The organism is Actinosynnema sp. NPDC050436 (genome assembly GCF_040655415.1).
Classification (GTDB): Bacteria; Actinomycetota; Actinomycetes; order Mycobacteriales; family Pseudonocardiaceae; genus Actinosynnema.
Window position 1 is genome coordinate 91,566 of record NZ_JBFAJV010000012.1, and the last position, 14,473, is coordinate 106,038.

8 protein-coding genes and 1 CRISPR repeat array are annotated in these 14,473 nt (G+C 72.3%); of the genes, 3 read left to right on the forward strand and 5 right to left on the reverse strand.

The genetic code is table 11. The features are described 5' to 3' along the window. Positions 1 to 160: 160 nt before the first annotated feature. A complete protein-coding gene (locus AB0I60_RS26685) occupies positions 161 to 3,034 on the forward strand; it encodes an AAA family ATPase (RefSeq protein ID WP_360734090.1) in 2,874 nt (957 codons plus the stop codon). A gap of 216 nt (positions 3,035 to 3,250) precedes the next feature. Here the strand turns inward: AB0I60_RS26685 and AB0I60_RS26690 are convergent, their stop codons facing one another. The 4 genes from AB0I60_RS26690 to AB0I60_RS26705 all read right to left on the reverse strand — a co-directional run bounded on the left by AB0I60_RS26690 (position 3,251) and on the right by AB0I60_RS26705 (position 8,991). Next, positions 3,251 to 5,065, reverse strand: a complete 1,815-nt coding sequence (locus AB0I60_RS26690; protein WP_360734093.1) for a trypsin-like serine protease — start codon at positions 5,063 to 5,065, stop codon at positions 3,251 to 3,253. Beyond that, positions 5,062 to 6,627 carry a S8 family serine peptidase gene (locus AB0I60_RS26695; protein WP_360734096.1) on the reverse strand — a complete coding sequence of 522 codons (1,566 nt, stop codon included), beginning with the start codon at positions 6,625 to 6,627 and terminating at the stop codon, positions 5,062 to 5,064. Before AB0I60_RS26695 ends, AB0I60_RS26690 begins: the two co-directional genes overlap by 4 nt. A gap of 927 nt (positions 6,628 to 7,554) precedes the next feature. After that, positions 7,555 to 7,800, reverse strand: coding sequence for a hypothetical protein (locus AB0I60_RS26700; RefSeq protein ID WP_360734099.1), 246 nt, complete (start codon positions 7,798 to 7,800; stop codon positions 7,555 to 7,557). 267 nt (positions 7,801 to 8,067) lie between these two features. Continuing rightward, positions 8,068 to 8,991: a superoxide dismutase gene (locus tag AB0I60_RS26705; protein ID WP_360734101.1), complete on the reverse strand. Its 924-nt coding sequence runs from the start codon at positions 8,989 to 8,991 to the stop codon at positions 8,068 to 8,070. A 93-nt stretch (positions 8,992 to 9,084) separates the two neighbouring features. Here AB0I60_RS26705 and AB0I60_RS26710 point away from each other — a divergent pair, with 93 nt between their 5' ends. Then, positions 9,085 to 10,032 (forward strand): LysR substrate-binding domain-containing protein, encoded by a 948-nt coding sequence (locus AB0I60_RS26710; RefSeq protein WP_360734104.1) that lies wholly within the window; start codon positions 9,085 to 9,087, stop codon positions 10,030 to 10,032. Between the two features lie 544 nt (positions 10,033 to 10,576). On the opposite strand, the gene AB0I60_RS26715 is transcribed toward AB0I60_RS26710, so the two are convergent. Then, a complete protein-coding gene (locus AB0I60_RS26715) occupies positions 10,577 to 11,527 on the reverse strand; it encodes a YafY family protein (protein ID WP_360734107.1) in 951 nt (316 codons plus the stop codon). A gap of 102 nt (positions 11,528 to 11,629) precedes the next feature. Between AB0I60_RS26715 and AB0I60_RS26720 the strand changes: the two genes are divergently transcribed. Then, positions 11,630 to 12,364 carry an alpha/beta fold hydrolase gene (locus tag AB0I60_RS26720; RefSeq protein WP_360734109.1) on the forward strand — a complete coding sequence of 245 codons (735 nt, stop codon included), beginning with the start codon at positions 11,630 to 11,632 and terminating at the stop codon, positions 12,362 to 12,364. A 752-nt stretch (positions 12,365 to 13,116) separates the two neighbouring features. Continuing rightward, positions 13,117 to 14,365: direct repeats of the CRISPR family, unit length 28 nt; unit sequence GTCTTCCCCGCGCGAGCGGGGGTGGTCC. Positions 14,366 to 14,473 lie beyond the last annotated feature (108 nt).

Below are 14,473 nucleotides of genomic sequence, written 5' to 3' on the forward strand. Positions count from 1 at the left end.
ACAGGGGCAGGGGAAAGGGCACCGCTCGGCGACCACCATCCGCCGGCCGGGCGAGCCGGTGAATGCCGCGCGCTATTTGTGGGGGTACCCATTCAAATTCCGGAATGCGGTTGCCGGTGATGTCTTCTCGACCGGCTGCCCGCGCGGGTAGCGTGCGGTCGTGGCGCAACCAGACCTCCCCCCGGTGCGCGTGCCGACCTCGACCTTCGTCGGCCGCGCCACCGAGTTGGCCGAGTTGGCGGGCACGGTCGGCCGGCCGCCCGCCGTGGTGCTGCTGGAGGGCGAGGCCGGGGTGGGCAAGACCCGGCTGATCCGGGAGCTGCTGCGGTTGCCGCACATCGCCGACCGCACGGTGCTGTTCGGCGCGTGCCAGCCGATGCGGACGCCGTTGCCGTACGGGCCGGTGGTGGACATCCTGCGGGAGAACGGGTCGCGCCTGGAGAAGCCGGACGGGCCGTTGCCGGCGGTCATGGGCGCACTGCGACCCCTGCTGCCCGAATTGGCGGCGGTGCTGCCGCCGGAGCCCGAACGCGGTGACGCGGCGGTCGAGCGGTACCGGGTCTTCCGGGCGGTGCGGGAGTTCCTGGCGGCGTTGGGTCCCACGCTGCTGGTCGTGGAGGACCTGCACTGGGCGGACGAGGGCACGCACGACCTGCTGCGGTTCCTGACCGGGCAGCCGACCGCCGAACTGTCGGCGGTGCTGAGCTACCGCCGGGAGGACCACCGCGTCGGCGGGGCGATGCTGCTGCCCGGCTCGGGCTACCGGCTGCTCGCCGACGGCCGCAACTCGTTGCTGCGCCTGCGCCCGCTGGGTCCGGGACCGGTCGGCACGCTGGCCGCCGACCTGCTCGGCACCGGCGTGCCCGAGGACTTCGCGCGGGAACTGCACCGCCGCACGGCCGGCATCCCGTTCGTGGTCGAGGAGGTCCTGCGGGAGGTCCGGGAGACCGGCGACGCGCCGCGTCCCCGGGTGCTGGACCTGGTGGACATCCCGGTCCTGTTGCGCGACACCATGTCCGAGCGTCTGGCCCGGCTGGGGCCGACCGTCGCCGCCGTCGTGCACGCCGCCGCCGTGCTGGACATGCCCGCCACCGAGCAGGAGCTGGTGGCCGTCACGGGGCTGCCCGCGCGCCGGGTGGGCAGCGCGCTGATCCGCGCGCTGGGTGCCGCCGTGCTGCACGAGACCGGCGGGCACCGGTACGCCCTGCGGCACCCGCTGGCCCGCCAGGCCGCCTACGTCTCGATCCCCGGCCCGCAGCGGCGCAGGCTGCACGCGCGCGCAGCCGAACTGCTCGCGGCCAGGCCGGATCCGCCGGCCGTGCGGCTGGCCCACCACCACCGGCGCGCGGGCGACCTGGCCAACTGGGCGCGCAAGACCCTGGCGGCGGTCGATTACGCCACCGAGGTCGGCGACACCGCCCTGGCGCTGCAACTGCTGGAGGACGCGCTGGTCGACGACGCGCTGCCGGCCCGCGCCCGCAACACCCTCGCGGTGCGGCTGAGCCGGGTGGCGCTCAACGGGATCGCGCACGCCAGCACCGTGGAGCGGCTGTGGTCGGTGCTGCGCGAGGAGTCGCTGGGCCGGTCGGCGCGCGCGGAGGTGCGGCTCAACCTGGGCCGGCTGCTGATCAACCAGGCCGGCCGGATCGAGCTGGGCCAGCACGAGATCGAGACGGCCATCCTGGACCTGCGCGACCGGCCCGCGCTGGCGCTGCGCGGCATGGCGGTGCTGACGCTGCCCAGCTTCGGCACCCGGCCGGTCGGGTTCCACCTGCGCTGGCTGGCCGAGGCGGTGCGCACGGTCGAGGCCGTGGACGACGCCGAGCTGGTCGTCTCGGTGCGCGCCAACCAGGTCAGCGCGCTCGCCCAGCTCGCCGACCCGGCGCTGTGGGCGGCGGTCGCGGCCCTGCCCGCCGCCGGGCGCTCGCCGCGCGTCCGCCGCCAGCTCAGCCGGGCGTACAACAACCTGGCCGACGCGGCGGCGTGGACCGGCCACTACGGCACGGCGCGGGAGTACCTGCGCACCGGCGGCGCGCTGCTGGCCGACGCCGACGTGCCGTTCCTGTCGATGCTCAGCACCGGGACCGGGTTGCGGCTGGACGCCGCCACCGGCCGGTGGGACGGGCTGCCGTCCGCTGCCGCGCTGCTGATCGAGCAGGCGGGCGACATGCCGTTCCTGGCGGTCGACGCGTGGATCGCGCTGGCGTGGCTCGCGCTGGCCCGGGACGACCGCGACCTGGCCGAGCGGCACCTCGACGACGCCGTGGCCGCCGCTCCGGAGAACGCGCCGGTGTCGGCTGCGGTCGCCGCGTGCCGGGTCGCGATCTCGTTGGCGCGGGGGGACGTCGCGGCGGCAGCCGTGGGAGCGGAGCGCGCGCTGGCCCACACGCGGCGCAAGGGTGTGTGGGTGTGGGCGTCGGACCTGGCCCCGCAGGCGGCACGGGCCTTCGTGCGCGCGGGTCGGCTGGACGACGCCCGGCAGGTGGTGGCCGAGTACGAGGAGGGCATCGACGGCCGGGACGCGCCGCTCGCCGCCGCCGGAGCCGAGATGTGCCACGCGGTGCTGGCCGCCGCCGATGGCGACCACGCCACTGCGCTGGCACGCCTGCTGCGCGCGGCCGACCGCTACGATGCCCTCCCCCATCCGCACGCCGGGGCGTCCGCGCGCGAGGCGGCGGCGCGCGCCGCGCTGGAGCGCGACGACACCGGCACCGCGACCGTCCAGCTCGACCTTGCCCGCAGTGCGTTCGTCCGGCTCGGGGCCGACCGCGACGCCGCCCGGTGCGATCGGCTGGCCCGCCGGTTCCGGCGCGGCACCCCGCGCGGGCGCAAGAGCTACGGCGACGACCTGTCGCCGCGTGAGCGCGAGGTCGTGGGGCTGGTGGCGGCGGGGCGCACGAACCGGCAGATCGCCGAGGAGCTGTACCTCTCGCCGCGCACGGTGGAGCACCACGTGGCCAAGGCGATGCGCAAGCTGGGCCTGCGGTCGCGGGCGGCGTTCGTCGCCGAGTCGGCCGGACCCGACGAACGGTAGGGAGCGTTGTCAGGGCTCATCGGCGGCGCACTCGACCGTGCCGTCCAGCGCCCACGGCCGAACCGCGTGCAGACGGTGTTTATCGGCCCGTGCCGTCCGGTCAGGTTCCGCCGGGCGGCCTCCGCGCGGGCCGAAGGGGCGACGGCCTGTCGCGTGCGGACGTGCGGGTGGACCGGGCGGGGCCCTGCACGCCCCACCCGGTCCGGTCGCAACCCGCTAGCGCGACGCCACCGTGAGCGTGAAGTCGGCCGTTCCCGACTTCCCGCCGCCGGTGGCCGTGACCCTGATCTTGTGCGTGCCCGGCGTGGCCGAGAACGACGAGGTCAGGAACAGCATCGACGACTGGCCGGCGCTGATCGTCGCGGGCACCAGTTGGGCGTTCACCCCGGCCGGGACGCCCTCGGTGGACAGCGTCACCGGGCCGGTCGCGCCGGTGACCCGGATCGTCGGGAACAGCGCGCCGCCCGGCTGGAGCGTGCCCGAGGCAGGCGAGAGCGACACCGTCAGGCCGCCGGGCTGCTGCCCGCCGTCGCCGACGGTGAGGGTCAGCGCGGCCTGCTTGCCCACCGACCCCGACGTGCCGGTGACGGTGACCCGGTACTCGCCCTTGGGCGTGCTCGCCGACGTGGTGACGGTGAGCTTGCCCGTCCGGCCCGAGGTGATCGTGCCCGGCTGGAACACCGCCTCGGCGCCCGGGGGCAGACCGCTCGCGGACAGGGTGACCTCGGTGGGCGTGCCGCCGACGGCCTCGCTGGTGATGTTGGTCGAGGCAGCCTTGCCCGGCTCGACCTTGAGCGCCGCCGGGCTCACGCCCAGGCCGAACTCGCCGCCGGGACCGCCCTGGCCGACGACCAGGGTCACCGTCGCCCGCTTCGTCGCCGACGCGGTCTTGCCCGTGACGGTCACCGTGTACGTGCCGTCCGGGGTGCCCGCCGCCGCCGTGAACGAGAGCTTGGCACCCTCACCGGCCTTGATCGACGCGGGCTGGAACACCGCCTCCACCCCGGACGGCTGGCCCGACGCGGACAGCGCGACGTCCTCCGGCGTCGCGCCGACCGTGGTGGTCACGCCCACCGAGTTGCTCGACCCGGCCGCCACCCGGACCGACGACGGGTCGACCGCCATGCCGAACTCGACGGGCCGGGTCGCTCCGACCTTCTCCTTGACCCAGTCGCCCATCTCGTTGTCGAGCCTGCTCCAGATGCCGTACCACTTGAAGTCCGACCTGCTCCACGACGCCAGGCCGACGAGCGTGCCGTTGACCACCAGCGGCCCGCCGCTGTCGCCGGGCAGGATCGTGGTGCGGCCGTCGGGGTGACCCGCGCAGATCATCGTCGCGGCCTTGAAGCCCGCGCCGACGCCCTGGCACGCGCGCGCGCCGTCCACGATGGGGAAGCTCTGCTTGTCCAGCGAGACGTCCGCCGGGTTGTCGTCGTGGGTCTTCTTGCCGTAGCCCAGGCTCAGGCCCTGGTCGCCGACCTTCCAGATGCCCGCGTCGGCCGAGGTGGCGAACTTGGCCCACTTGTCCGGCGCGAGCGGGATGTCCTCGTTGGTGGTGACCACCGCGACGTCGTAGCCCTGGTCGAAGTTGACGTAGCGCGGGTGCAGCTCGTAGGACTTGACCGTCAGCGTGGTGCCGGTGCCGGCGGCGAGGTCGTCCAGCCCGTAGTTGAAGGTCTTGGTGCCCTCCAGGCCCGCGCAGTGCGCGGCGATCACGATGGACCGCCTGCCCACCACCGAACCGGTGCACGACTGGCCCTTGGGGCGGACGCCGCCCTGGCGCAGCGCGGCGATCACCGGCGGGTACTCGGACAGGGTGGCGTCCTGGCCCTTGTAGATGAACGCCGAGGCGTCACCGGGCGGCGGCGACGGGGTGTCGCCCTCGAAGGTGGCCGCGGTCCGGGTGCCCGCCGAGGCCGCGCCGGCGACCGCGACGACGGCCAGCGCGCTCACCGCGACCCCGACCAGGGCCGCCGCGACCCGCGTGGAACGCTTGCGCCGCAATGTGATCGTCCTCGTCGCGGCGGTCACGGGGTCAGCGTCCAAGACGTGATGGAGCCGGTGTCGTAGCGGTAGACGTCGGTGACGCGCAGCTTCCACGTGCCGTTCTTCGTCTCGCCCGAGGCGTTGGCGGTGAAGGTGGTGTGGATGCCGTTGGCGTCGCCGAGGCCACCGGACTTGCGCAGGCTCAGCACCGCGCCGGACGGGCCGACCAGGTCGATGGCGAGGTCGGCGGTGAAGGTGTGGTCGATGTCGACCTTGACCGTGGTCGACGCCGACGCGTTGCCGGTGCAGTTGCTCATGGTCACCGGCGAGTCGGCCGAGCCGGCGTCCGGGATGGCCACCGCGCCGGAGCTGCTCTGCGGGGTGCAGGTGCCCGGGGTGGTGCCGAACTCCTTGACGTAGAGCAGCTTGTTCGGCGAGCCCTTCGGGTCGGTGACCTTGTCCGGGGTGGCGGCGGTCAGCAGCGCCTGGGTGACCTGGGAGGGCGTGCTGCCAGGCTTGGCGGTCAGGTACAGCGCGGCGGCGCCCGCGACGTGCGGGGTGGCCATCGAGGTGCCCGACATCTGCCCGGACCCGCCGTTCTGGAGGGTCGAGGTGATGTTGGTGCCGGGCGCGAACAGGTCGACGCACGTGCCGTAGTTCGAGCCCTGGCCGTTGCTCCACAGCGACCGCTTGTCGGCGTTGTCGGTCGCGCCGACGGTGATCGCGCTGGGCGTGCGGGCCGGGCTGGTCTGGCAGGCGTCGCCGTTGTTGTTGCCGGCGGCGATGGTCGAGGTGATGCCCTTGGCCACGACCTTGGCCACCGCGTCGTCCACCGAGGAGTTGCTGCTGCCGCCCAGGCTCGCGGTCATCACCGAGTTCGCGCCGGCGTTGGCCGCGACCCAGTCGAAACCGCCGATGATCTGCGACCACTGGCCGCTGCTCTGGCAGTCCAACACCCGCACCGCGACCATCCTGGCCTTCTTGGCCACGCCGTAGGTGGCGCTGCCGACCGTGCCCGCGACGTGCGTGCCGTGGCCGTGGCAGTCCGAGGCGTCGCTGTCGTTGTCGATGAAGTCGCGGCCCGAGGTGACCCGGCCGCCGAAGTCCGCGTGACCCCGGTAGACGCCCGTGTCCACGACGTAGACCGTCGCGCCGTCACCGTCGTTGGGGTAGGCGTACTTGCTGTCCAGCGGCAGGGCGCGCTGGTCGACCCGGTCCAGGCCCCAGGTGGGGTTGGCCTGCTCGCCGACGGCCCGCGCGGTGCCGTCCTGCTCGACGTAAGCCACGGCCGGGTCCGCCGCCAGCCGCCGCGCGCGGTCCTCCGGCATGGCGACCGAGAAGCCGCGGATCGTGGCGGTGTAGCTGAGCTTGCGCGTCCCGCCGTAGCGGCCCGCCAGGTCGGTGGAGACCGCATCGACCGACGCCGCCGACGCGCCGGCGTCCTTGAGCACCACGATGTAACTGCCCGTCACCGAACCCTGGGCGCCCGCGTTGCGGATCGTGCCCTCGGCGGGCGCGGCAGCGGCGGGTGCCACCGCGGCGACCAGCACGGCACCCGCCGCAGCGACCACCACCGCCGGCGCACGCCTGGAATACCTGTAGTCCATCGAACTCTCCTTTTTCGCACCCACGGCTACGCCGGGGCGTGCCGCCCGCGAGGCAGGGTGAAGAATGAGCGGCCGGCGCGATCACCCTCCCCGAGCGCCTCCGGGAGCGGAACGCACGCGCAATTAAGTGGCGATACCTAGAAAACACCCCCTGGGTGGGCGGGGCGGTGCCCGGACGGTGTCGCTCACCGTGTGTTGCCGGAGGGCGACGATGGGTGGCGTCGGTCGCGGAGCGTCGCCCCTGGGGCGGAACGGCGTCCGGTGGTGGTTGCGGATGCGCGTTCCGGGCGCAGGCGATCGGGGATCCAGCCCGAGTGCCTCGTATACCGATTCGGCCGAAAAACGGTCCGGCCGGGCTCGGCGCGGCCGTTCGGCGACAGTCCCGCCTACCCGGTCGACTGGATCGGGTTCATGGCTTCGACTGTCTGGCAACTAGCGCTCGCCTGCGGACGGGTCCGCCGGTGAATGCAGAACGATCATTTTCGTACTGCGCGGTCAACGCCATCGGCTCCCCGCGGCGCGGAAGCCGGTGCCGGACTACAACCCGGCGACAAGCACAACGCAGCCGGGCAGACCGCTCGCCGATCGGGACGCACAGCAGAGTGTCCGACCATGCTCTGGACAGTTCTCATCGGCTGTAGCCGCCACGAACAGCGGCGGTGATACGCCGCCGACTCCACCGCCAGCCCCGATCGCCACACCATGGATCACGATGCCCAGACGGATCGGCCACGTCTCGACCAACCTGCACCCGACCTCCATCCATGGTCCACAGCGGCGCTGACTCCCACCTTCTTCACCAAGCTCCATCGCGATACGGAGCACCCATCTCGTTCTTCTCCCCGGTCACATGGGACGTGTCCGGCCTCGGAGGCACGAACACTGCGTTCAGGCCAGGCGCTCCGTCCTCGCCGTCGAGCGCCTCGATCAGCAGGCCGTCGACCAATGGCCGCCCACACCAGTTGGCGGATGACCGTAGGGCCTGCCAGCCCACTCACCATTCAGCACACCCTTCAGCCCAACAGCACGCTCGTTCTCGCCACGGACCTCATGGACGGTCAGCCCGCCACGGGTGTTGCCCATCGCCGCGATGTCCTCGGCGAACTCCCGGCGCTTCGTCCCGACCTCGGACGGCGGCGCTTGCTTCCGGTCGTGGACGTCGGTCTCGGCCATCCCAGCATCGACCGCCCGCACCATGGGACTGTGGTGGTGGGGTTTCGGCTGCGGGCGGCTCCGTCGTGTTCCGGGGGCCGGTCCGGTGCGCGCTTCCCGCCGTTGCCGGGCACGGGTGGTGGTTCACGCCGGATTCGCGCCGGACGTCGTGCTGGTCGGCGGGGCAACGACCTGGTGCCCGCTCATGTAGGTCTGCGGCACGGGGTGGAGGTCCTGTCGGGGGGTGCGTGACGTGGCGGCCGTGGTGCCGGGCCGACTCGGGACCGGTCAGAACTTGTCGAGCGCGATCGCGTCGTACGTGGTGGTCGGCGTCGGCGTGGTGCTGAACCGGCCGTTGACCAGGTAGAAGCGGTTGCCCCAGGCGGCGACCGTGGCGGGCACGTCGAACCGCAGGTCGGTCACCTGTGTCACGACCCTGGCGCTGGACGCGTCCGCGCTCAGTTCCAGCTTGGTGAACAGGTTGACCCGGTTCTGCACCACGTACAGGTTGCGGCCCTCGCGCAGCAGGCCGTCGTTGCGCGGCAGCAGGACACCGCCCAGGTCGATCTCCTTCGTCACGCCCTGGTGGTCGACGCGGAACAGCTTGCCGGTCGACGTCTGACCGATGATGAACGCCTTGCCGTCGGGCGTGGTGACGATGCCGTTGGCGTTGGCCAGGTCCGGGATGTCCTCCATCTGCCCGGTCAGCGGGACCCGCTGGACCTGGTCCTGCGTCGGCAGTTCGCCGCACGGCCCCAACGGCAGCCGGTAGAGGGTGGGCTCGTCGGAGTCCGTGAGCCACACCGCGTCCCGGGTGATGACGAGGTCGTTGACGAACGACTCGCCCTTGAAAAGCTCGTAGCTCGCGATGGTCCGGCCGGTGAACGCGTCGAGCACCCGCACGTCCCCGCCCGTGCCGCCGGCGACGAACAGCCGCCGCCGCGCCGAGTCGACCTTGATGCCCAGCGACGGCGTGCCGGGGCCGGTGGCCAGCACCCGCCCGCGCCCGGTGGCCAGGTTCACCTGGTAGATCGAGCCGTCGGCGCGGGACCCGAAGTAGGCCGTCGGCCACGCGCCGATCGCGATGCCCTCCGGCATGAGCCCGTCGGGCAGCGGGAACCGCCTCGGGAACGCCGTCGCCCCCGCCGTCCCCGGCACGAGCACTGCGGCGCCCAGTGCCGCGACCGCCGCCAACACAGCGCGTCTGCGCATGTTTCCTCCCCGTTCGAACCGTGGGCGCAAGTCTGGCCGGCGGACCGCCACCGCAACCAATACCGCGTCGGTCTGGCGACATATCCTGCGGGCATGTCGATCGACTTGCGGCTGATGCGCTACGTGGTGGCGGTGGCCGACGAAGGCGGCTTCCAGCGCGCCGCGGACCGCCTGCACGTCGCGCAACCGGCGCTGAGCAGGCAGGTCGCCCACGTGGAACGCATACTCGGCGTCGACCTGTTCACCCGCCGCCCGACCGCGCTGACCGACGCGGGCCGGGTGTTCGTGGAGTCGGCCCGCCGCATCCTGGACGAAGCCGACCACCTGCCCGACCTGACCCGCGCGGCGGGCCGGGGCGAGTTCGGCACGGTCCGGCTCGGGCACGTGGTCAGCGCGTCCTTCGAGGCGGTGCCTCGGCTTGTGGACGCGGTCCGCCGGTACCACCCCGCGATGACCGTCGAGACCACCGAGGCGTGGTCGGCGGAGCTGGCCGAAGGGCTGCTGTCGCAGCGGTTCGACGCGGTCCTGTCGCGCAGCGTCGCGGACCGGCCGGAGTTCGAGCGGGTGTCGGTGCACCGCGAGGAACTGGTGGTCGTGGTGGACAACAGCCATCCGCTGTCCACAAAGGACCAGGTAACGCCGCGCAACCTGACCGGCAGCCGACTGCTGCTCTCACCCCGCCACCTGTTGGCGTGGCGCACGACCGTCCTGGCGGCACTGGCCCCCTCGACCACCGTGCAGGAATCGCACCTGCCGGGCTGGCGGCGGTTCGACGAGCTGACCGCCGAGACGTTCGTCGTGGTGACCCGCACGATCGGCGTGAACCGGCCGCCGGGCACCACGATGCTGCGCTTCACCGATCCGCCGGAGGTGGGCCTGGACCTGGTGTGGCACCGGGACTCCACCTCGCCGTCCCTGCGCCTGCTGATCGCGCTGGCGCGGACGTCCGTCGAGGGTGGACACCACCTCGGGCCGTTCCCAGGTGAGCGTGGGGGCTTGGCCGGGACGGTGCCGACCCGGGCCGCACCGACGGCCAGGTAGAACCGCTGCGCCGGCGGCCCGCCGTGGAGCGAGCCAGGCCGCTACTTTCGGTCGACATCCGACCATAGGGGTCACCAAGCCACCGTACGGTTGAGCCGTCCCACCCGGGCCGGGTCGCAGGCATCCGAATTCCTGCCGGGATGGCCCACCCGCGCGCAAGGCGGCGGACTCCTCTGAGTCCAGCAGTTCGCGCACGCCGTCACGGTCGACACGCAAACCGTGGAATCCGGTCATCAACCCTCCACGTGCGTCCGGTCAGTCTCGTGGTGCACGCGTCCCGGTCGGGGTCTCCACCGTTCGGCGTCGCCGACCACGGCGAACCTGCGGCCGTCGTCCTTGAGGATCGGGTAGATGGGGTTGCGTCGCCCGCCGAGCGCGATCGTGCTGTCGCCTCGCTCGGTGTTGAAGCCGATGGCGTGGACGTACCCGGCCGTTGCCGATCTCGTGGGAGCGCCAGGTGTCCAGCGGTCAGCCTTCGGCCTTCAGGAGGCGTCACTGCACTGTGTGCGGGCCGGGTGGTGACACCGGGAGCAGAAGTCTCGGGTTACGGGCTTCGTTCTGCCGGTTCTCGTTCTGCGGCTGCTGCGAGCTGGTCGGCCAACGCCTTGAGGGCATGTCTCAGCTCGGTGGGGTGGTGGATGGTGAAGGGCCATGGCAAGGAGGCCAGCAGGTGCGCCATGCCGTCCAGGCGTTCCGCCCGGGCACGCATGAGGACGCCCGTGCTGTCGGCGGTGAGAGTTGCCATCGAGCGGGGCAGTCGGCGGGCGATCTCGTCGATGGGTCCATGGATGGTCACCTCCACTTGCCAGCGGTAGGGGACCTGCGCCAGGGCTGCGGTCAGGTGGGCGACGACGTCGAAGTTCTCGGGAACCGTGAAATCGCGGGCTTGAGGGGTGGCGGAGTCGATGCGGTCGACGCGGAAGGTTCGCAGGGTGTCTCGGAGGTGGTCGTGGCCCACGAGATACCACCGGCCACTGTGGAAGACCACACCGTAGGGGTCGACATCGCGTTCCGTGCTCTGCCGGTGCCACGACTCATAGCTGATGCCGACCGTCGTGCGACTGGAGGCGGCTTGGGCCAGGGCGAGCAGGATGCCGGTGCCTGGTGCCTGCCCGATCACGGCGTTGGCCGTGAACGCGAGAGATTCGCGGATGGCGGCGAGCGGTTCGCGGAGCGCTTGCGGGAGCACCCTCTCGATCTTCGCCAGGGCGCCTGCGGTGGCCACCGTGGTGCCCATCCCGACTCGTTCTGCGGCGACCAGGCCGAGGACGACGGCCAGTGCCTCGTCGTTGGTGAGGACCAGCGGTGGCATCCGGTATCCACGAGCCAGTCGATAGCCGCCGTAGCGGCCGCGTTCTGCCTCCACGGGGATGCCGAGGTCACGCAGGTGAGCGGTATATCGGCGCACGGTGCGGACATCGGTGCCGAGGCGCTCGGCCAGTTCGGCTCCGGTCAGCGTGGCGTGGGACTGGAGGAGTTCCAGCAGCGTCAACACGCGGGTCAGAGGATGCGACACGGGTCACCCTACTTATCAGGGCCGATTCTGTCCTGTATGGAGTTTACGCTCCCGGCAGACACCACATCGCAGGGAGATCACATGGCCACGTTCGTACTGGTTCCCGGTGCCTGGCTCGGGGCATGGGCCTGGGAAGAGACCGCTCGCGCCCTGCAGGAGCGCGGCCACACCGCAGTGGCGGTCACGCTGACCGGCCTGGCCGAGCGGGCCGATCTGGGCGGTCCCCAGACCGACCTGGACACCCACGTGGGCGACATCGCCGATCTTGTCGAAGGCCGGGATCTGCGCGGCGTCACCTTGGTCGCTCACAGCTACGCGGCCGCTCCGGTCACCGCCGCCGCAGGGCGTCTCGGTGATCGGCTGGAGCGCGTGGTCTACGTGGACAGCGCCCCGTTCGCGGAGGGGATGTGCATGCTCGACCTCATGCCGCCGCAGGCAGCCGACCAGTTGCGTGAGCAGGTCGCCGCCTTCGGGGACGGCTGGCGGCTCCCGATGCCGCCTGTCGACGTTCTCGGCATGTCCAGCAGCCTCGACGGGCTCGACGAGGTTCAGCGGGAACAACTGATCGCGCGGGCCACTCCTCAGCCGTTCGGCACCTACACCCAGCGCCTCACCGAAGCCGGCGACCCTGGGCCCGGAGTGGACCGTGTCGTGATCGCGTGCCACGACTTCACGGGGTTGCTCGACGCCGGGATCCCGATGCTGGCCTACCTGAACCAGCCGCCGTGGCGGCGCTTCGACCTGCACACGGGGCATTGGCCGATGCTCTCGGTGCCTGTCGAACTCGCCGACGTCCTCAACGCGGCCGTCTCCTGAGCCGCCGAGTCGGCGCAACCCCATGCTCGACCAGGAACGTGTACGACTGTCGCGGGCCGGCGCACAAGCGCCGGCGGGCGGGGTACGGAGGCCGCAGCGGAGACGGCGGTCCGGAGGGTCTTCGCCATCCAGACCCAGGACGCGACGGCGCACCCAGGCGGCTGTGGCCCGCGAAAACGTCGACGGGCGCGATCCCCAGGTCGGCCGGTGGAATGTCGGGCACGATGAAGCGGTGCGCCCGCTCCCCCACGCCACCACTCTCGTACCGATCCGAACAGGGGCGAGGCCGGGAACGCACCGAACAGTGCCAGACCGCCCCGGCTTTCTCCGTATCGGCCGGCGGGTCGAGGCCCGGGAGCCGCTTTGCGATACCGGAACCGGTCACCAACGGGGAGACCGCCGTGACGTCACACCACCCACCGCCACCGGGCAGCGCCTGCGGGTTGGGCGGCGGACAGCCGATCCCGGCGAGCCGGAGTTCTCGGCCGAGGACGGGTAGCGGTCACCATCTCGGTCACCTTGTCCGCCACAGGTAGGCGTGCATCTCGGCCAAGGCATGCTCACCCTCACCGCCGCCCACGCAGCAACCCGGTACCGACTCGCCGTCACCGCCCCGGCCACCACACCGTCGTTCGTCAGTGTGCTGCTGCCAACCAAGCTCACCCTGAGCGCCACCCCCGCACAACTAGCGAAACCCAGATGCACCGAATGAAACCCGCCCTACCCCGCTGTAAACTCACAGGTCAACAAGTGTCTCCCCCGCGCGAGCGGGGGTGGTCCCAGGAGCGCGAGGTTCACCGGTGTGCCGTCACCGTCTTCCCCGCGCGAGCGGGGGTGGTCCGCTCGATTTCGTAGATCACGCCGCCGCCCCCGCGTCTTCCCCGCGCGAGCGGGGGTGGTCCCATCTCGCTCGTCCCGGGCGTCGGCTGTCCCAGGTCTTCCCCGCGCGAGCGGGGGTGGTCCGGAGCTGGAGGTGTTGACCCACTGGCTGCCGCCGTCTTCCCCGCGCGAGCGGGGGTGGTCCCGGTGTCGCGTTCGAGCTTCATCAACGCGGTAAGTCTTCCCCGCGCGAGCGGGGGTGGTCCCTGGCTCACGGCGTTGCGCAGCGACAGCGGCAGGTCTTCCCCGCGCGAGCGGGGGTGGTCCCGCGCCCAGCGGGCGGTTGCTGCGGCCGGAGGAGTCTTCCCCGCGCGAGCGGGGGTGGTCCCTGGACGTACCGGCGGAAGAGGTCACCGGTCGAGTCTTCCCCGCGCGAGCGGGGGTGGTCCCTTCGTGGACCACCTGTCCGCCTTGGAGGCGGCGTCTTCCCCGCGCGAGCGGGGGTGGTCCTCTGACGGTGTTGACGCCGGGGCGGAGGCCGAAGTCTTCCCCGCGCGAGCCGGGGGTGGTCCTTTGTCCAGCTCCTTGGAGTCGGTCGTCGCGTGGTCTTCCCCGCGCGAGCGGGGGTGGTCCCTCGCCGGCGGTCTCCTTGGCGCTGTCGGTGAGGTCTTCCCCGCGCGAGCGGGGGTGGTCCGTCAGGGCGGACCGGGGCGCACGCGGCCACTACGCCTTCCCCGCGCGAGCGGGGGTGGTCCGTACGGGTCGGCGGTGGCGTTCAAACGCCACAAGTCTTCCCCGCGCGAGCGGGGGTGGTCCCCCGACGACGGACGCCCGCCGATCGACCAGGCCGTCTTCCCCGCGCGAGCGGGGGTGGTCCCGCCGTCAGCGTGCTGCTGACCGCGCTCGGTTGGTCTTCCCCGCGCGAGCGGGGGTGGTCCGGCCGTACTGCTGACGGCCGGGCTGCTGGTCGAGTCTTCCCCGCGCGAGCGGGGGTGGTCCGGTGTCGGCGATCGACCCGAAGTCCAGGTCGTAGTCTTCCCCGCGCGAGCGGGGGTGGTCCGTCGTTCGTGTACCACTCCGCGCCCGCGCTGTGGTCTTCCCCGCGCGAGTGGGGGTGGTCCGTCGCCGGTGTCCGTGTGGACGGTCGCTATCAGGTCTTCTCCGCGCGAGCGGGGTGGTCCCTTCATCCTGGCGATCTTCGATCCGCTGACCAAGATCGGCAGCTCCGACCGGGCGCAGATCTACGGCGAGATCTCGCTGGAGTACGGGCCGGAGATAGCGCACGGCAAG

Bases quoted from the DNA above. Each gene is read 5' to 3' on its own strand.
- AB0I60_RS26695 (WP_360734096.1), bottom strand. From the start codon at position 6,627: ATGGACTACAGGTATTCCAGGCGTGCGCCGGCGGTGGTGGTCGCTGCG.
- AB0I60_RS26700 (WP_360734099.1), bottom strand. From the start codon at position 7,800: ATGGCCGAGACCGACGTCCACGACCGGAAGCAAGCGCCGCCGTCCGAG.
- AB0I60_RS26705 (WP_360734101.1), bottom strand. From the start codon at position 8,991: ATGCGCAGACGCGCTGTGTTGGCGGCGGTCGCGGCACTGGGCGCCGCA.
- AB0I60_RS26710 (WP_360734104.1), top strand. From the start codon at position 9,085: ATGTCGATCGACTTGCGGCTGATGCGCTACGTGGTGGCGGTGGCCGAC.
- AB0I60_RS26720 (WP_360734109.1), top strand. From the start codon at position 11,630: ATGGCCACGTTCGTACTGGTTCCCGGTGCCTGGCTCGGGGCATGGGCC.